This is a genomic window from uncultured Brevundimonas sp. (genome assembly GCF_947305955.1).
In the GTDB taxonomy this organism is placed as follows: Bacteria; Pseudomonadota; Alphaproteobacteria; order Caulobacterales; family Caulobacteraceae; genus Brevundimonas.
Map to the genome: position 1 here is coordinate 17,156 of NZ_CAMZFB010000021.1, position 17,649 is coordinate 34,804.

20 protein-coding genes and 1 pseudogene are annotated in these 17,649 nt (G+C 63.4%); 8 read left to right on the forward strand and 13 right to left on the reverse strand.

Going from position 1 to position 17,649, the window contains the following annotated elements:
- Positions 1-47: 47 nt before the first annotated feature.
- Positions 48-710, forward strand: coding sequence for a cell cycle transcriptional regulator TrcR (locus tag Q0Y42_RS07140; protein WP_297801715.1), 663 nt, complete (start codon positions 48-50; stop codon positions 708-710).
- Between the two features lie 70 nt (positions 711-780).
- On the opposite strand, the gene Q0Y42_RS07145 is transcribed toward Q0Y42_RS07140, so the two are convergent.
- A complete protein-coding gene (locus Q0Y42_RS07145) occupies positions 781-951 on the reverse strand; it encodes a DUF465 domain-containing protein (protein WP_297801717.1) in 171 nt (56 codons plus the stop codon).
- Positions 952-1,124: 173 nt separating this feature from the next.
- Between Q0Y42_RS07145 and Q0Y42_RS07150 the strand changes: the two genes are divergently transcribed.
- From Q0Y42_RS07150 to Q0Y42_RS07160, 3 genes are read left to right on the forward strand one after another with little or no spacing between them, the layout of a single operon-like run.
- Complete coding sequence (locus Q0Y42_RS07150; protein ID WP_297801719.1) at positions 1,125-1,706, forward strand: UbiX family flavin prenyltransferase; 582 nt, start codon at positions 1,125-1,127, stop codon at positions 1,704-1,706.
- Complete coding sequence (locus tag Q0Y42_RS07155) at positions 1,703-2,167, forward strand: TIGR02444 family protein (RefSeq protein WP_297801730.1); 465 nt, start codon at positions 1,703-1,705, stop codon at positions 2,165-2,167. The genes Q0Y42_RS07150 and Q0Y42_RS07155 overlap by 4 nt, the downstream gene beginning before the upstream one ends.
- 41 nt (positions 2,168-2,208) lie before the next feature.
- Positions 2,209-2,433 (forward strand): DUF465 domain-containing protein, encoded by a 225-nt coding sequence (locus Q0Y42_RS07160; RefSeq protein WP_297801732.1) that lies wholly within the window; start codon positions 2,209-2,211, stop codon positions 2,431-2,433.
- Positions 2,434-2,437: 4 nt separating this feature from the next.
- Here the strand turns inward: Q0Y42_RS07160 and Q0Y42_RS07165 are convergent, their stop codons facing one another.
- Together Q0Y42_RS07165 and Q0Y42_RS07170 are read right to left on the reverse strand one after the other, a co-directional pair.
- Entirely contained in the window at positions 2,438-2,911 is a 474-nt protein-coding gene (locus Q0Y42_RS07165) for an Lrp/AsnC ligand binding domain-containing protein (protein WP_297801734.1), read from the reverse strand.
- 73 nt (positions 2,912-2,984) lie between these two features.
- Positions 2,985-3,560, reverse strand: coding sequence for a GGDEF domain-containing protein (locus Q0Y42_RS07170; RefSeq protein WP_297801736.1), 576 nt, complete (start codon positions 3,558-3,560; stop codon positions 2,985-2,987).
- A gap of 128 nt (positions 3,561-3,688) precedes the next feature.
- Between Q0Y42_RS07170 and purE the strand changes: the two genes are divergently transcribed.
- Positions 3,689-4,180, forward strand: a complete 492-nt coding sequence (gene purE, locus Q0Y42_RS07175; protein WP_297801738.1) for a 5-(carboxyamino)imidazole ribonucleotide mutase — start codon at positions 3,689-3,691, stop codon at positions 4,178-4,180.
- A 6-nt stretch (positions 4,181-4,186) separates the two neighbouring features.
- Positions 4,187-5,272 (forward strand): 5-(carboxyamino)imidazole ribonucleotide synthase, encoded by a 1,086-nt coding sequence (locus Q0Y42_RS07180; protein WP_297801740.1) that lies wholly within the window; start codon positions 4,187-4,189, stop codon positions 5,270-5,272.
- Positions 5,273-5,309: 37 nt separating this feature from the next.
- Here the strand turns inward: Q0Y42_RS07180 and Q0Y42_RS07185 are convergent, their stop codons facing one another.
- A complete protein-coding gene (locus Q0Y42_RS07185; protein WP_297801742.1) occupies positions 5,310-6,011 on the reverse strand; it encodes a COQ9 family protein in 702 nt (233 codons plus the stop codon).
- 192 nt (positions 6,012-6,203) lie between these two features.
- On the opposite strand from Q0Y42_RS07185, the gene rpsU reads away from it, so the two are divergent.
- Positions 6,204-6,434 carry a 30S ribosomal protein S21 gene (gene rpsU, locus Q0Y42_RS07190; protein WP_292040692.1) on the forward strand — a complete coding sequence of 77 codons (231 nt, stop codon included), beginning with the start codon at positions 6,204-6,206 and terminating at the stop codon, positions 6,432-6,434.
- Between the two features lie 152 nt (positions 6,435-6,586).
- Here rpsU and Q0Y42_RS07195 read toward each other — a convergent pair whose 3' ends face one another.
- The 6 genes and pseudogenes from Q0Y42_RS07195 to Q0Y42_RS07215 form a co-directional block, all read right to left on the reverse strand.
- Entirely contained in the window at positions 6,587-8,029 is a 1,443-nt protein-coding gene (locus Q0Y42_RS07195) for an ABC transporter permease (protein WP_297801744.1), read from the reverse strand.
- Complete coding sequence (locus Q0Y42_RS07200) at positions 8,026-8,991, reverse strand: ATP-binding cassette domain-containing protein (RefSeq protein ID WP_297801746.1); 966 nt, start codon at positions 8,989-8,991, stop codon at positions 8,026-8,028. Before Q0Y42_RS07200 ends, Q0Y42_RS07195 begins: the two co-directional genes overlap by 4 nt.
- A gap of 150 nt (positions 8,992-9,141) precedes the next feature.
- Entirely contained in the window at positions 9,142-10,944 is a 1,803-nt protein-coding gene (locus Q0Y42_RS07205; protein ID WP_297801748.1) for an autotransporter domain-containing protein, read from the reverse strand.
- A 127-nt stretch (positions 10,945-11,071) separates the two neighbouring features.
- On the reverse strand, positions 11,072-12,328 hold the full coding sequence (serA, locus tag Q0Y42_RS07210; RefSeq protein ID WP_366108164.1) for a phosphoglycerate dehydrogenase: 1,257 nt from the start codon (positions 12,326-12,328) through the stop codon (positions 11,072-11,074).
- Between the two features lie 108 nt (positions 12,329-12,436).
- A pseudogene (locus Q0Y42_RS14050) lies at positions 12,437-12,976 on the reverse strand (HAD-IB family phosphatase); the annotation flags it as partial.
- A gap of 96 nt (positions 12,977-13,072) precedes the next feature.
- Positions 13,073-13,651, reverse strand: a complete 579-nt coding sequence (locus Q0Y42_RS07215; RefSeq protein WP_297801772.1) for a hypothetical protein — start codon at positions 13,649-13,651, stop codon at positions 13,073-13,075.
- 207 nt (positions 13,652-13,858) lie between these two features.
- Between Q0Y42_RS07215 and Q0Y42_RS07220 the strand changes: the two genes are divergently transcribed.
- Entirely contained in the window at positions 13,859-14,806 is a 948-nt protein-coding gene (locus tag Q0Y42_RS07220; RefSeq protein WP_297801774.1) for an Hsp33 family molecular chaperone, read from the forward strand.
- 512 nt (positions 14,807-15,318) lie between these two features.
- Here the strand turns inward: Q0Y42_RS07220 and phoB are convergent.
- The 3 genes from phoB to pstB are packed head-to-tail and all read right to left on the reverse strand — an operon-like array spanning position 15,319 to position 17,605.
- Positions 15,319-16,008 carry a phosphate regulon transcriptional regulator PhoB gene (gene phoB / locus Q0Y42_RS07225; protein ID WP_297801776.1) on the reverse strand — a complete coding sequence of 230 codons (690 nt, stop codon included), beginning with the start codon at positions 16,006-16,008 and terminating at the stop codon, positions 15,319-15,321.
- A gap of 42 nt (positions 16,009-16,050) precedes the next feature.
- A complete protein-coding gene (gene phoU / locus Q0Y42_RS07230; protein WP_297801778.1) occupies positions 16,051-16,794 on the reverse strand; it encodes a phosphate signaling complex protein PhoU in 744 nt (247 codons plus the stop codon).
- A 7-nt stretch (positions 16,795-16,801) separates the two neighbouring features.
- Complete coding sequence (gene pstB, locus Q0Y42_RS07235) at positions 16,802-17,605, reverse strand: phosphate ABC transporter ATP-binding protein PstB (protein WP_297801799.1); 804 nt, start codon at positions 17,603-17,605, stop codon at positions 16,802-16,804.
- Positions 17,606-17,649 lie beyond the last annotated feature (44 nt).

Consider the following 17,649-nt stretch of genomic DNA (forward strand, 5'->3'; position numbering starts at 1 on the left):
GTATCCAACGCCCGATTTTCGGGCCTGAACCACCGGGATATATGCCCATGACCGAGATCCTGATGCCCAAGGCCACTGCGGTCTGGCTGGTGGAAAACACCTCGCTGACGTTCGAGCAGATCGCCGAATTCTGCGGCCTTCACCCGCTGGAAGTGCGCGGCATCGCCGATGGCGACGTGGCCCGCGACATCCGTGGTGCCGACCCGCTCGTCAACGGTCAGCTGACCCGCGAAGAGCTGGAAAAAGCCCAGAACGACTCGACCTACCGCATGAAGGCCGTGGTCAGCCGCCACGCCGAGCTTCTGAAGCCGACCAAGAAGGCACCGAAGTACACGCCGGTGTCGCGTCGTCAGGACCGTCCGGACGCCATCATGTGGTTCGTGCGTAACCACCCGGAAGTGCCGGATACCCAGATCGCCAAGCTGCTGGGCACCACCAAGGCCACCATCGAGTCGGTGCGTAACCGCACCCACTGGAACAGCGCCAACATCAAGCCTGTCGATCCGGTGACCCTGGGTCTGGTTGGCCAGCTGCAACTGGATGAAGTCATCCGCAAGGCTGCCGACAAGAAGGCCAAGGACGACGCCGCCAACGGCATCCTCCAGCCGGTCGTGACCGAAGAAGCTCCGGTCGAGATCGAAGAGGAAGAAGAAGATCGCTACGCCAACGGCGAACCGACCGCAGAATCGGTCTTCGGCTCGCGCGACTGATCTTCGCATCCGCGATGAAAAAGGGCCCCGTAGCGTCGCGCTACGGGGCCTTTCTGTTATTCGATATGGATCAGTGTGACTGTTGAAGCGAACTGATCTCTTCCTTGAGCCTCAGCTTCTGCTGCTTGAGTTCCCGCAATCGTGTGGCATCGGCAGCCGGCCGTCGGAGTTCTTGCTGGATGACGTCATCCAGGTTCCTGTGCCGGTTTCCCAACTCGCGAATACGCGCCTCAATGGTCATGGCTTGCGCCTCCATAGCTAAGGGACCACTACAGTGAGCGCAGGAATTTCGCGAAGGTGGAATCACATTCCAGTGAGACTGCCTCGCTTCATCTCTGCCCCACGGCGCGTACCGTAGGTATCGAAAGGGTCAATGTTGTGAACTCTACCGTTAGGTCCGGCAAAACGCCGCGCATGATCGTCGGAATTTCCGGTGCATCCGGCGTGGCTTATGGCGTGCGCGCCCTTGATGCGCTCAAGGATCTGGGCATCGAAAGCCATTTGGTGATGTCGCGCGCCGCGGTGCTGACGCTATCACAAGAAACTGATCTGACGCTCGAGGATGTCACCTCGCGTGCCTCGGTCGTTCACCGGATTACCGATATCGGCGCGACCATCGCCTCCGGCTCATTCGGCACCATGGGCATGCTGATCGCGCCCTGCTCGGTCCGGACCATGGGCGAGATCGCCACGGGGGTAACCTCGTCGCTTCTGACCCGCGCCGCCGATGTCGTGCTGAAAGAGCGCCGCCCGCTGGTTCTGATGGTGCGCGAGACGCCGTTCCACCTTGGCCATCTGCGGACCATGACCAGTCTGACCGAGATGGGGGCCATCATCGCGCCGCCGCTTCCGGCCCTCTACACCCGCCCCCAAACGATTGAAGACATTATCGACCAGTCAGTCGGCCGCGCCTTGGACCTGTTCGGTCTGGAGTGGTCCCCTGTGCGCCGCTGGGAAGGACTGAAGGGCCCAAGCGCACGTGGAGCCGGCGAATGAGCCTGTGGGACTGGGCCATCAAAGCCTATGGCAAGGACGGTGTATCCGAAGCCTGCCTTCAGCTTCAGGACTATTTCGAGCAGAACGTCTGCCTTTTGCTATGGGCGGCATGGTGCGGCGAGACCGGACGCAAGCCCGCAGATGACGATCTGGAGGCCGCCTGCGACATCGCCCGCGCATGGCAGGACACCACCATCGCGCCGCTGCGGGCCGTGCGCCGCACGCTGAAAAAGCCTGTGCCCGATCTGGATACCGAGGCCCGCGAGGCTGTCCGTAACAGGATCAAGGCCATCGAACTGGAAGCCGAGCGCCATCTGCTGGCCCAGTTGGAGGCACTGGTGCCGGAACCCAACGGCAAGCCTGTGCCGGTGATGGACGCTATGGTGGCCGCCGCCCGCCAGTGGGAGGCAGTTGTCCCCCGCCCTGCCCTCACGGTACTGGCACAACGACTTTCAGCCTGAGCGCCCTTTGGGTATAAGCTTGCACCCGCGGGGGACAGACTATGAATGATCACGATCCGATCCTGTCCGAAGAGGACAAGGCACTGCACAAGCAGTTGGCGCTTCTGCAACAGGAGCACGCCGATCTGGACGCCTCGATCGAGGCGCTGGGCCTGATGCCGTCGCCGGATCAGCTGATGATCGCACGCCTGAAACGCAAGAAGCTGATGCTCAAGGAAGAGATCGTCAAAATCCGCGATCAAATCCTGCCCGACATCATCGCCTGACGCCTTACAGCGGCAGGACCGACGTGTCCTTGACCTCTTCCATCACCGCATAGGTCCGCGTTTCGCGCACCCCCGGCATAACGACCAAAGTGTCGGCCAGGAAGGCACGGTAGGCGGCCATGTCCTTCATGCGGACCTTGACCAAATAGTCGAAACCGCCCGCAACCATGTGGCATTCCAGAACCTCGGGCGAGCGGCGGATACGGGCCGCGAACTGGTCGAAAATGTCCGAAGTGGTCCGGTCCAGCAGGACCTCGATAAAGATCAGCAGTTCGCGCTCGGCGTATTTTGGATCGATCAGGGCCGTATAGCCCAGAATGACCCCGCGCTCGCGCAGGCGGCGCACACGCTCGAAACACGACGAGGCCGACATATTGCAGGCCGCCGCCAGATCCTGATTGGTGATCCGGCCATCCTGTTGCAACACGCGCAGGATACGGCGGTCCGCGTCATCCAGCTTATAATCGGATGTGCTCATCGAAAGCCGTCCCGCCCGTTGATCCTCGTGCTCGACTTAAAAGCAGACGTGGCGGCTGGCAACTGCCTGAGCCTCAGCTTCGGCCGCGCCCCTTACGCAGCCACATGGCGGCATCGGCCTCGGCCAGCCAGACCTCGGCGTCCGACTGCCCTGTCAGGGCGCGCGCGCCGATAGAGGCGGACAGGGGCAGGGTCTGCCCGTCCCATTCGAAACCTTCGCTCACCAGATAAGCAGACATGGATTCGGCCTTGGCCCGCGCATCGTCCAAGGTGGCGTTCATCAGCAGGACAGCGAACTCGTCACCGCCCAGACGGCCCACGGCATCCGACTGGCGCGTCTGGTCCTGAAGATGGTGTACGACGGCAATCAGGGCCGCATCCCCAGCGGCGTGGCCCAGACTGTCGTTCAGCCCTTTGAACCCGTCCATGTCCACATAGAGCAGCGACGCCACCTGTCCGTGACGGCGGCAATAGGCCATCTGGCGGGTCAGCACTTCCAGAAAGCCACGGCGGTTCAGGGCGGGCGTCAGAACATCGTGGGACGCCAGAGCCTCGGCCTGTTCGGCGCGCTGACGCAGGGCCGCCACCTCGGCTTCCAGTCGCCTTATCTCCGCTTTCAACGCGGCGGGGCTGTCATCGACCGTATCCATTGGATCCTGCCTTTGGCGCCGCGAAGAGGTGCGACTCAGTGGTTTCTTGGCCTTTAGCCTAACGCTGTCGGTTGCGGAGGCAACGCTCCTGCTATAAGCGGCCACTTTCTGCATGGGGAGCTATTCACATGACCGCCTCCACCCCGCCCGTCGCCATCATCATGGGCAGCCGCTCGGACTGGCCGACGATGAAGCTGGCCGCCGACAAGCTGGATCAGCTTGGTGTCGCATGGGAGGCGAAGGTCATCAGCGCCCACCGCACACCCCATCGCCTCTATGACTTCGCCACCTCGGCCAAGTCCAACGGCTATAAGGTGATCATCGCCGGTGCCGGCGGTGCCGCCCACCTGCCGGGTATGGCCGCCTCCATGACCCAGCTTCCTGTCCTGGGCGTGCCGGTGAAGTCCAAGGCCCTCAAGGGCCTCGATTCCCTGCTTTCCATCGTCCAGATGCCCGCGGGCGTTCCGGTCGCTACCCTCGCCATCGGTGAAGCCGGTGCGGCCAATGCCGGTATCCTCGCCGCGCAAATCCTCGCCCTGTCGGATGAAGGCATCGCCCAGCGTCTGAGCGATGTCCGCGCCGCCCAGACCGAATCCGTACTCGAAACCGTCGAGGACTAAGCCCTGATGACTGCCCTCCCCGCCGCCCTTGCTCCCGGTTCCACCATCGGCATTCTCGGCGGTGGGCAGCTGGGCCGGATGCTGGCCGAGGCCGCCTCAACGCTGGGTTTCGACGTCGCGATTCTGGAGCCGCAGGCCGACTGTCCCGCCTCGCGCGTGGCCGCGCACCACATTCAGGCAGCCTATGACGATATCGAGGGACTGAAGCGCCTCGCCGCCCTCAGCGACGTGGTCACCACCGAGTTCGAGAACGTCCCCGCCTCGGTCGTCGCGGTGCTGGAGGCCGAGGGCGTGCGCGTGGCCCCCAATGGCCGCGCACTGGCCACGGCGCAGGACCGCGTGGACGAGAAGACCTTCCTGAACAGCGTGGGCGCCACCACGGTCGATTTCGCCAAGGTCGATGACCTGAACGACCTGACCGCCGCGATTGAAAAACTGGGCCTGCCCGCCCTGCTGAAGACGCGCCGCGAAGGCTATGACGGCAAGGGTCAGGTCTGGATCAAGGACGCCGCAGACGCCGAATCCGCACTTGATGCCATCGGCCACAAGCCCGCGATTCTGGAGGCCCGCGCCGCCTTCACGCAGGAACTGTCCGTAATCGCTGCGCGCGGCGTGGACGGCACGGTCGCCGTCTATCCGCTGGGCCAGAACACCCATGAAAACGGCATCTTGCGTACCACCATCGCCCCCGCCCAAGTCGATCCTGCGACCCAGAGCCGCGCCATCGAGATCGCCACGGCGATTCTGAACGGGCTGGACTATGTGGGCGTCATCGGGGTCGAGCTGTTCGATCTGGGCGGCTCGCTGCTGGTCAACGAGATCGCCCCGCGTGTCCACAATACCGGACACTGGACGCAGGACGGCTGTGGCTGCGACCAGTTCGAGCAACAGATCCGCGCCATCGCCGGATGGCCCCTCGGGTCCACCAAGGCCCATGCCCGCATCGAGATGACCAATTTGCTGGGGGACGAGATCGACGGCTGGCACGCCATGGCGTCCGATCCGGACACCCACCTGCATTTCTATGGCAAGCGCGAAGCCCGCGCGGGCCGCAAGATGGCCCACATCAACAAGGTGCTGGAGCGCCTCTGACCACAAAAAAGGCCGCCCCATCGGGCGGCCTTTTCATTCAGGCGACCTTGTCGCCGTATCGCAGGCGACCGAGGAAGTCGGTGATCTTACGCATCGGCGCGTCGAAATCCTTTCCGGCCTTCCACTTCTCGAACTGCATCACGTTCTCGATGCGGCGAGCGCAGAACCTGTCAGCGGCTTCCTTGCCCTCGAACAGGCGGATGGTCAGGGCCGGAGCCAAAATCCCGCTCAGGATGGTGCGCTTGGAATAGTGGTTCTGATCGGTCGAGGTATCCCCCGCCCAGCGCCACAGCTTGTCAGCGGTTTCCCACGTCAGGCTGATTCCCAGATCGGCATTGAACGGCAGGGCCAGAAAGCCCGCGCATTTGCGCGAGGCATCAAAATCGTTCGCCGCCGCTTCCAGACGCGCCGACAGGGCCGCGGCGATTCTCTCGCGGATCTTCATCGTCGAAGCAGGGGTGGCTTCCAGCGCCTTCAGCGCGGCGGCGTCATGACGGCGCGACAACAGGGCCGCCAGATCGCGCGCCCCATGTGGAAGCAGAAGTTCTTGATCTCCAAGGGAAAGTCCCTCGGCCTCGCAAGCCGCGCGCACCAGTTGGGCGTTCCAGCCCAGCCGTCCGGCCCGCGAAATCGCCGCATCCAGCACAGCCTGTTCGGTACGAACGGCCCAGTCTGCAGGCCCTGCCGTATCATCGGCATCCGAAAAGTCGGTGCGGGTGGTGTGCTCGGTATCGGTCATAAAGGCATAATACCCGCATAATGATTGGGTTTCGACCCATCACGATTGCTGCCGAAGTCTGGACAGGTCCGGAAAGATCATGTATTCCGCCGCCTTCATCCAAAGGGGCCCGTCTCTTTGGACCAGAATTTTGTTTTGTCTGCCCGTCTTCCCTTCATCAGGACGCGGCGGGCGGCCAAAGGAGAGAGAACCCTGGTTCAGATTTTCGTTCGCGACAACAATGTCGATCAGGCCCTGAAGGCTCTGAAAAAGAAAATGCAACGTGAAGGCAGCTTCCGCGAAATGAAGCGTCACGTGCACTTTGAAAAGCCGTCGGAAAAGCGCGCCCGTCAAAAGGCTGAAGCTGTCCGTCGCGCTCGCAAGCTGGCTCGTAAGCGCGCACAACGCGAAGGCCTGCTGCCGGCACCGAAGGGCCGTCGTTAAGAACGACGCCTTCTAAAAGGCTTCTAGAAAACCCGCCCCGCGATGTCGCAGGGCGGGTTTTCTTTTGCCTGTTGCCGGCCCCCTACCCTGACGCGGGATACGAAAAAGGCGGGCCATCGCTGGCCCGCCTTTCGACGTTGGGAATACAGCCCCTAGTGGCCGCGGATGCCCTGCAGGAAGGACTTCCACGACAGCTTGGTGTCCGACATGGCCCCTGCACGGAAGGCGCGGGCCGACAGCCAGATCATCAGCACGGCAAAGGCGAACATCACCACCAGACTGAGCACGATCTCGACCAGCGGCGGCTGGCTGGGGGCGCGGGCCGACATGATGAAGGGGGTGAACGGCGGGATGAAGCTCAGAATCTTAAGCAGCAGCGCGTCGGGCGAGCGGATCGCCAGCTGCATGAACAGCAGCGGCACCATCAGCGCCATCATCACCGGACCCATCAGGGTCTGGGCATCACGCGGCGTCTCGCAGAAGGCCCCGATGGCGGCAAACAGCACCGCATACATCAGATAGCCCCCCACCAGATACAGCAACAGATACAGCCACAGCCCATTGGCCATCATGACCGCGCCGACATCGCGCGCCACATCCGGCAGGGCGATGCTGAGGCCCACGGCGCTGATGAGGGTCCAGCCCCCCATGACCGTCAGGGTCAGGATGGCCACGCCCAGCACCTTGCCCACCAGCAGTTCGGTGGATGTGACGGACGACAGCAGGACCTCGAGGATCTTGTTCGACTTCTCTTCCATCACGCCATTCATCAGCATGGTGGCCCCCGTCAGGACCAGCGACCACATGATGAAGCCGCACATCACGCCAATCAGCGACGGCAGGCGGTCGCGCAGGCTGACCTTGCCGCCCGAGGCCGCACGCGGCGACAGCAGGTTCACCTCGGGGCGGAAGTCGTCCGCCTTCTGCACCAGTGCATGGTCGATGCCCGCCGCGCCCAGAATCTCGCGGCGATAGGAATCCGACAGGGCATCGCGCACGCGGCTTTCCAACGGATTATTGCCCGCACGGCGGCTCCAGATACGTGAGGTCGGCGCGCCATCGGCGTCCTTGGCCAGAATCACCACCGCCGACAGTTCCTGTCCTTCCAGCGTGCGATCCTCGCCGACCCATTCGCGGGCCAGCGCATCGCGGGCATCCGGCGTTGCGGCCGCAGCCAGTTCCGCCGGAGCGGCCAGTTCCACCGCATCACGGCGCGGCGGCTTGTAGTTGGCACCGGCGCGCGGGGCGACGACTTTCAACTCGGCCAGACCGGCCTCATAGCCGCCCGTGTTGGTGGCCTCGCGCACCTTGTCGCGGCCATTGATGCCAGCCTCGCCCACGGCGGCCATTGCCAGCCCTGACATGGCCTCACGCTGGTATTCGCGCTCGAAGCTGTCACGGACGGCATCGGCCAGTTGGCCACCGCTTTCATCGACCAGCACATAGGCGCTGACCGGCTCGGCCCGTTTCATCAGCACCGGCACAAACCCGCCCAGCACCGCAAAGAACGGCAGGCTGAGCAAGGACAGCCAGAAGCCGACCGTCTTCACATAGGCCATGATCTCACGTCGGGCGATCAGGAGCGCGCGGTTCATCGGGTCACCTCCGCGGCATCGGCCACAGTCTGTCGTTGGTCGTCATCCGGATTGGTTCCGGTCAGGGAAATGAAGGCATCGTGCAGCGACGGCTCGCGCAGTTGGAAGCGGCGCACGTCCAGATGGCTCATAAAGGCGGCGCGCAGCGTCTCCTGCGCCTCTACGGTCGGGTTAAGGCCCGCCTTGAGGGTCAGCACATCACCAACCTGCGACACCAGTTCCAGCCCCGTCACCCCCGGCAGGGCCGCCACCGACATCATGTCCAGCGCCCCCTCGATCTCGAGGTAGCGCGGCGAGGTCGCCTTGGCCTCGTCCACCGTGCCCTCAAAGGCCTTTTGTCCACGGGCCAGCAAAACCACCTTGTCGCAAAGGCGCTCGGCGTGCTGCATGACGTGGGTCGAGAACAGCACCGTTGCCCCATTGGCGGCCAAGGCGCGGATCATCTCTTCCAGCCCCTGCTGGTTCATGGGATCGAGGCCCGAGAAGGGTTCGTCCAGAATGACGAACTCGGGACGATGTACCACCGAGGCAATCAGCTGGACCTTCTGGGCCATGCCCTTGGACAGGTCCTTCATCTTCTTTTTCTGGGCGTCGCCAAGACCCATCTGCTCCAGCATGTCGCGGGCGCGCTTGGCCCCTTCGGACGCCGGAAGCCCCTTGAGCGAGCCGAGATAGGCAATCGCCTCGACGGGCGTCATCTTTTTATACAGGCCGCGCTCTTCGGGCAGGAAACCGATACGGTCGCGCACCTTGCGGCCATCGTCCGCGCCCAGCACCATCAGCCGTCCCGAGGACGCCGCCTGAAGGCCAAGAATCATACGGATGGTCGAGGTCTTGCCCGCCCCGTTCGGACCGAGAAAGCCGCAGATCGCGCCCTTTTCGACGCTGAAACTCAGGTTCCGTACGGCCTGAAAGCTTCCATAGTTTTTGCTGACATTCGTCAGCTCCAGAACCGCCGCCATTGAACCTCCAGTCGTCTAGAGCCCGACGGTAGCAGCCACGCACCCAGCCGTCAGGGCGGTGAATATTAAATGGCTGTAATCCTTCCGAAACGATCAACGGCCAGCGAAGGTCTCCCCTCGCTGGCCGTTGTCGTCAGACTTTGAGCGTCGTCAGAAGTTATAGCTCAACCGGATGCCGCCATTGTGGCTGCTGAAGTCGCTGCCGAACCGACCGCGATAGGCCAGCTCCACACGGGCCCGCTCACCCAGCTGGGTTTGCAAGCCGACCGTGGCCAGACCTTGCGAGCCGAACGGCAGATCGACCTGCTGGCCCAGCACATGGGCGGTGTTGCCATAGATACGGGTGCGGGCGTCATCGCTGCTGTCGCTCAGCACATCGCGCCAGCCGCCTTCCGCGAAGATCTGGGTGCGGTCGGTCGAATGTTCGACGCGCACGGTGATCTCGCCCGTCACCGCCGACAAGGTGCGGTCAGCGTACAGATAGTCGGCCACCGGACCGGCCTCGAAGAACTCGTCCACATTGGTGTTCACCCATGCGACGGCGGCGCGCGGCGAGATCGACAGACTGCCGCTCTCGAACCACATGCCGCCCTGCACGCGGGCACCATAGGACTGCCCCCGCGCCGAGGAGGTATGCACCAGCGGAGCCAGAGCCGTCAGACGCTGCACATCGTCATAGTCATCGGTCGCGACACCGCCAGCGGCGTTGATGAAGACATTGTCCGAACGCCACGCGCCATAGATGTCGAGGCTGTAGTTATCGATGTCGGCCTTCACCACGCCGGCATCCAGTTCGGACTGGCGCAGACCGCCGGCTAGACCAAAGCGCCACGTCTCATTGCCGGTTTCCAGCGCCAGACGAACACCATAGCCCTCGGTGTCCGTCTCGCCGATGACACCGCGCGCATCAACGCTTGCGCTGCTGGCAAAGGCGCTCATGGCGATGCGGGTGCCCTCGCCCCACCCTTCGCGGGTGGACAGCAGGCGCGTCGCCTCGTCCAGATCGTCCTCGCGGTGACGCCACGAGGTTTCGCCCAGCACTGCCATTCGCGTGCCGAAGGTGCCGTAATAGATGTAGTCCTCGACCATGGCCGCCATCAGCGAATGGCCCTTGGTCGTCGGGTGGACGCCATCGAAATAGAAATACTCATTGGGGTTGGAACAGACCGTCACTCCGTTGAAACAGGCCCCCGTCGCATTCTTGATCCCGAAGGCCTCGGGGTTGGCGGCCAGCGCATCTCCGGTCGCCAACAAGTCCACCTGAATGATGTTGGTGTTGGCGTTCGCCGCCGCCACGCTGGCCAGATTGGTCGCCAGGGCCGAGTTGAACTGGGTCACCGCATAGTCGGCCAGAGGGGCCGCAGCCGTCCCGCGGAACTGGGGCGTAATGCTGAGGCGCGGCAGATTGGTCACCACAATCGTCCCCGCCCCTGCCTGAGCGATGGAGCCGACGATGCCAGAAACATCATTGGCCGCCGACTTGGACACCGCCGCGATAGAGGCTGTCGGGTTGGTCGACGCCCCCGCCACCGGCAGGCCCTGGAAGATGTTGTTGGCCCCGCCCAGCACACTGACCAGATCGCCGCTGCCGAAACGGCCACCGCGCTGCAGATAGCTGGCCAGCTGGACCTGCATACCGGGCGGCATGGTCTGGGCGTCCGTGCGGGCACCGCCGAAGGCCAGATTGATACTGCCCGTCACTGGGCCGCTGAAATTCGCGGTCGTAAAGCCCAGTTGCTCGGCAAAGGTGCGGCCATCCGAGAAACGGCCCTGCCAGTAAGGCGGAGATGTGGGCTGCGCGCCCTGCGTCGCGCCGTATAGGTTGCCATTGTCCGAAAGACTGTCACCCAGAACGACAAGACGGTCATAGGACTGGGCCGAGGCCGCCCCTGCAGACACAGTCAATGCCACAGCCAGCGCTGCCGACGCAGCGCCCGTCATCAAAGCCTTCATATTATCCTCCCGTCAGCCATCATTTGCGTGGCTGTAATCAGGGGAGGATGCGCCCGTTTGTGGCGATTACAATACAGCGTTACGTCAAAAATCGCCTTGGGAGCGATTTCCGGTCACAACACAAGCATTAGTGCAACATGCGGAACTTCACCGTGCCGGGGATCAGCTTGAGGCGTTTGACGGCCTCGATGTCATAGTGGCGATCCACGTCGATGATGACATAGCCGGTGCGCTCGTCGGTCTTGAGGTGCTGGCCGAGGATGTTCAGACCCGCTTCCGACAGGCCCTTGTTCAGTTCGGCCAGAACGCCCGGCTGGTTCTTGTGAATGTGCAGCAGGCGGTGTGCGAGGCTGACTTCCGACAGCTGCACGTTCGGCAGGTTCACGCAGAAGGTCGTATCGCCACGGTTCAGATAGTTCAGCAGGCGCTCGGCTGCGAACTCGGCGATGGCTTCCTGCGCCTCTTCGGTCGAGCCGCCGACGTGCGGGGTCAGGATGACCTTGTCGAGGCCGATCAGCGGGCTTTCGAACGGGTCGGAGTTGGTGCGCGGCTCTTCGGGGAAGACGTCCACGGCGACACCGCCCAGATGACCCGACTTCACGGCCTCGGCCATAGCATCGACATCGACGATGTGGCCGCGCGCCAGATTGAGGAACAGCGCTCCCTTCTTCATCTTGGCGAACTGGTCCGCGCCGAACAGCTTGGCGTTCTCCTTGCGGCCATCGACGTGCAGGGTCACCACGTCGGCCTCGGCCAGCAGATCGTCCAGCTTGCGGACGCGGCGGGCGTTGCCCAGCGCCAGACGCTCGTTCAGATCATAGAACAGCACGCGCATGCCGAGGTTCTCGGCCAGCACCGACAGCTGGCTGCCGATAGCGCCATAGCCGACGATGCCCAGCGTCTTGCCGCGCACTTCGCGCGATCCGGTCGCGGACTTGTTCCACACGCCCTTGTGCATCTGGCGCGACTTGTCGGCGACATCGCGCATCATGACGATCATCAGACCCAGGGCCAGTTCCACCACCGAACGGGTGTTGGAATAGGGCGCGTTGAACACGGCGATGCCCTTGTCGGCACAGGCGTCCAGATCGATCTGGTTGGTGCCGATGCAGAAGGCGGCCACCGCCATCAGGCGGTCGGCGTGTTCCAGAACGCGCTTGGTCACCGTGGTCTTGGAACGGATGCCCAGAACATGGACGCCCTTGATCGCTTCGATCAGGTCGTCTTCATCCAGAGCGCCCTTCATCGTCTCGACGGTATAGCCCGCCTCTTCCAGACGCTCGACGGCGGCGGGGTGAACGTTCTCCAACAACAGCATCTTGATGCGGCTGCGCGGATACGACCAGCGGCCCGGTACGCCCTCGGCATAGAGCAGCTCGTCCATGGAGCTAGCGACGGCATCGGCCACCTCGACCACCTTGGGACGGGTGACGATTTCGGTGAAGGCATAGAAACGGTCGGCAGCCCCCGACAGCTTGACCTCGGCATCGTTCCAGCCGTCGCCGACCATGACGATGGGGCGCTCAAGGTTCAGGCTGTTGATGACGGTCGGCTTGCCGTTTTCGCGGGCCAGCGGATTGGCCTCGTCCACACCGGTCACGCGGCCCTCGTCATCATAGACAAGGTCGTTGGCCAGGATGTGGTCACGCGCCACGCCCAGACGATCCGCCAGCGGGGCGATGATCTCGGTAAAGCCACCCGACAGGATGTAGATGCGGTCGGCGTTGCGCTCGAAGAAATCGACGTTGCGGCGCACCGAAACAGTGGCCTCGTCCAGAATACGGTCGGCCAGCGCTTCGACGTGTTCCTTGCGAAGACCCAGCAGCTCAAGACGCGCCTTCAACGCTTCGCCGAAGCCCAGCTCACCGCCCATGGCCTTTTCGGTCAGTTCGGCAATCTTCGCCTTGCGCTCATCGGCATCAGGCGCAGCAGCGAGTGAAAGCTCGGCAAGAGCCTCCAACGTCTCGATCCGAACCAGAGTCGAATCGAAATCGAACACGAATACGGGCGAAGCAGTGTTGGGCGAGGTCATGCCTCGCAACTAGCTCAGCTTCGCAAGTGCAGCAATAAAAAGGGGGCATTAAGCCCCCTCAGACGCATGAATTTTCCAAGACGGTGCGTCAGGTGATCACTCGCCGCTGACTTTGCGGTTTTCCAAAGCGATGGCACCGATGGCGGCGGCAATCAGAGCCACCGTCAGCAGGGCCGCACCCTCGCGGGCGTGATCCTGCGCGAAATCGCGGGCATTGCTGGCCGCATCACGCGTGGCGTTCATAAAGGCGCGCTGTTGGCGACGACGGCCGCGCTTGCCACGCCAGCGGTCGAAGCGGTCGCGGGCCTCGTCCGCAAGGTCACGTGCACGATCGCCCAGATCGCGGGCGTGGTCGCCCAGATCATGGCCAAAGTCGCGCGCGCGCTCGCCAAAATCGGCGGCGCGGTCACGGGTCACGTCGGCCACATCGGCGGCATCGTCGCGCACACGGCGGCCAAAGCTGCCCAGCCGCTCGCCCAGCGACAGTTCGTCGGCCCACACGCGCGGGTCCAGACGATCGCGGATCACTTCATAACGGCGCGGGCCGGTGCGTTGGCGCAGGAAAAGGGTCGCGAAACCGACGCCTGCAAGAATAGCGACAGTGCCGCCGACGATACCCGGGTGCTTACGGATTTCCGCGACGATGTCTTCGGTCAGGGTCTTATCCTCGAACATGCCTACCTTCTGATGATCTATGGGTTCCTGCGCGATTCAGCGGTTTGCGAACGAAGGAGTTCCCGATTTTCGTGCACTGCAGCAATAACAAACAACAATCGGGCGGGAGCCGTGCAACCATGCACCTGTCCCCTGCCCCTTACAAAACGCCCTGCGCATCCCTATGTTGCGCGGCTTCAAGACCGTTCAGTTTTTTCAGGACCCAAAGTGACCGACGTTACCGCCCCTATCAATGCCCTGCATGATGATCTGGCCGCGGCTTTCCAGATCGACGGCTGGCCGGTGCGCGGCCGTCTGGTTCGGATGGGCAAGGCTATCGACACCATTCTGTCGTCGCACGACTATCCTGCCCCTGTCGCCAACCTGTTGGGCGAAGCGTGCGCGCTGGCCGCTCTGGTCGGCTCGGCGCTGAAGTTTGAAGGCCGCCTGCTGGTTCAGGCCCAAGGCGACGGCCCCGTGCGCTATGTGCTGGCCGACTATGGCACCGATGGCACCATGCGCGGCTTCTGCCGCTACGACGAAGGCGAACTGGCCGCCGCTTGCGAAAAGAACGCCCGCCCCGGTGCCGAAGAGCTTCTGGGCAAGGGCATCTTCATCATGACGCTGGACCGTGGTCCGGACTTCGAGCGTACGCAGGGCATGACCCCCATCGAGGGTGACAGCCTGTCGTCCTGCGCCGAGCACTATTTCGTGCAGTCCGAACAGATTCCGACCAAGGTGAACCTCGCCGTTGGCCAGATCACCACCGACGAAGGCACCCAATGGCGTGCCGGTGGCGCACTGATCCAGGTCATCGCTGGCGACGAAGCCCGTGGTTCGACCGAGGAAGTGTGGGAGCGCACCCGCGCCCTGTTCGCCACCCTGACCGACGACGAGCTGGTCGATCCGACCATCACGCCGGAGACCCTGCTCTATCGCCTGTTCCACGAGGACGGCGTGCGTCTGGAAGGCCCGACCCCGCTGATCGCCCACTGCCGCTGCTCGCGCGAGCGTATCGTCACCGTGCTTCAGTCCTTCTCGGAAGAAGACCGTAACGACATGCTCGAAGACGACGGCAAGATCCACGCGAACTGCGAATACTGCTCGACCGACTACATCATCGACCCGAGCGAAGTGGTGGCCGCCGACGCAGACGCCGCCGCCAGCCGCCACTAAGGCTGTCGCATAAACAATAAAGGGCGCTGCGGCTTCGGCCACAGCGCCCCTTTTTTAATGGTCAGATTCGATCTGCGATCAGCACGGATAGCGCTCTGCCATCCATTCCCTAACCGCTTGGGTCACCGTCATATCCCGACGAGCCGGAGGAATGGCATTAAAGCGATTGAGCAGGGCCTGCGGCTCGATTGGCACACTGTCCGGCAAGCATATTGTGCGCGGCTGCGACCGAGCCACCCTCGCATTTTGTTCCTGCCGGATGGTTCTGAAACTATCCGAAAGCTGACCGCGCAATCGCCTGAACCCCGGGTGCAACATGGCACTGGGATTGCGGGGAATTCGGTCTGCCGTCTCCAAGAACTGCGCCACAGTCTGGGCGTGGGCGGCCGCCGAAGCGAAAACCACCGACATCCCGATCAACAGGCCAACATGGCGATAGGCTCGCATAGCATTCCTCCCTGAAAGGCACGCTATGCGAGAATCTGTCGCCTCACAATCCGGCGCGAGATCGCCTAGTTGTTCAGATCGAGCGAATAGCCTGCCGAACGGACGGTGCGGATCGGATTGACCGTGCCGTCCACATTCAGGGCCTTGCGGAGACGGCCGACGTGGACATCCACGGTGCGGGCCTCGACATAGACGTCCGAGCCCCAGACGGCATCCAGAAGCTGTTCGCGGCTGAAGACGCGGCCCGGGTGCTTCAGGAAGTGGTCCAGCAGGCGGAACTCCGTCGGGCCGAGGTGGATTTCCTTGCCCGCGCGCGAGACGCGGTGGGCCACGCGGTCCATGATGATATCGGCGTGGTTCACACGATCATCGGCCAGACCTGGGCGAAGGCGGCGCAGCACGGCCCGCATACGCGCCGTCAGCTCGGTCATCGAGAACGGCTTGGTCATGTAGTCGTCCGCACCGGTATCCAGCCCGCGCACGCGGTCGGTTTCCTCGCCCCGCGCGGTCAGCATGATGATCGGCAGGTTGCGGGTTTCCGACTTGGCGCGGATGCGGCGGCACAGTTCGATGCCCGACAGTTTCGGCAGCATCCAGTCCAGCAGGATCAGATCGGGCTGGCGCTCCTCGATCATCAGCCAGCCTTCCTCGCCGTCACCAGCGATGGCCACCTCATAGCCTTCCTTCTCCAGATTGTACTGAAGCAGGGTGGACAGGGCGTCCTCGTCTTCCAACACCAGTATGTAGGGCTGCATGGCTGGCTCTCCGGTTCGTGAGACGTCAGTTCAACGGCAAGGTCAGTCGTCGGCGTTCGGGTCGGTCGAGACCGTCGGGGTGGGCGATGCCTCCTCCCCCGGTGCGGGCACGGCACGCGGGCGCTCGCCCATCATGTCCTCGCCGGTGATCTCGTAATAGACGGCCTCGGCGATATTGGTCGCGTGGTCCCCGATGCGCTCAAGGTTCTTGGCCATGAACAGCAGGTGGGTACAGGCCGTGATGGTGCGCGGGTCGCCCATCATATAGGTCAGCAGCTCGCGGAAGAGCGCGTTGTAGTGCTCGTCCACCTCGTCGTCGGTCTGCCACACGCTCATGGCGCGCTCGACCTCCGAGGCCGTATAGGCGTCCAGCACGTCGCGCAGGCGGTTGGACACCAGTCGGCCCATGCGCTCGATCGAGCGGGTCAGCACCTGCATCGGCTCGCCCTCGGCGAGGATCAGGGCGCGCTTGCCAATGTTCTTGGCGAGGTCACCCGTGCGCTCGAGGTCCGAGGCCAGCTTGATCGCGCCCAGCGTGCGGCGCAGGTCGCTGGCCACCGGCTGGCGCAGGGCGATCAGGCGGATGGCCTTTTTTTCGATGTCGTGGTGCAGGGCATCCAGCTTGGCATCGCGTTCGATCACGGCGCGGGCCAGTGCCACATCGCGGCGTGCGACGGATTCGATGGCGTCCGCGACCTGAGCCTCGGCCAAGCCGCCCATACGGACGACTTCCGCCGTCAGCTGGTTCAGTTCGTCGCCATAGGCTTTGACGGTGTGCTGGTTCATATCGACCTTAACCGAAACGTCCGGTGATGTAGTCGAGCGTGCGACGCTCGCGGGGGTTGGTAAAGATGTCTTCGGTGTCGCCCGTTTCCACGATGTTGCCCATGTGGAAGAAGGCGGTGCGCTGGGACACGCGGGCGGCCTGCGCCATCGAGTGGGTGACGATGACGATGCAGTAGCGCTCGCGCAGTTCGTCGATCAGCTCTTCGATCTTGGCGGTAGCAATCGGGTCCAGTGCCGAGCAAGGCTCGTCCATCAGGATGACTTCCGGCTCGACCGCGATGGCGCGGGCGATGACCAGACGCTGCTGCTGGCCACCCGACAGGCCGGTCCCCGGCGCGTGCAGGCGGTCGGCCACTTCATCCCACAGACCGGCACGCTTCAGCGCCGACTGGACGATATCTTCCAGTTCCGACTTGGACGACGCGAGGCCATGGATTTTCGGGCCATAGGCCACGTTCTCGAAGATCGACTTCGGGAAGGGATTGGGCTTCTGGAACACCATGCCGACCTGTGCGCGAAGCAGCACGGGGTCGATCTTCTTGTCGTTGATGTCCATGCCATCCATCTCGATACGGCCCTCGACGCGCGCGCCGGGGACGGTATCGTTCATGCGGTTCAGCGTCCGCAGGAAGGTGGACTTGCCACAGCCCGACGGGCCGATCAGGGCGGTGACGGCCTTGTCGGGGATGTCGAGGCTAACGCCATGCAGGGCCTGTTTCTCGCCGTAGAAGACCTTGATGTCCTTGGCCGAAATCTTGATCGGGCCCAGCGGGGCGCGGGCGGAATCGCCCAGCGCTGCTGCCGACGACATGGCCGGAGCCGAGCTGTTACCGGCCGACAGGCCTTCCGGTGCAC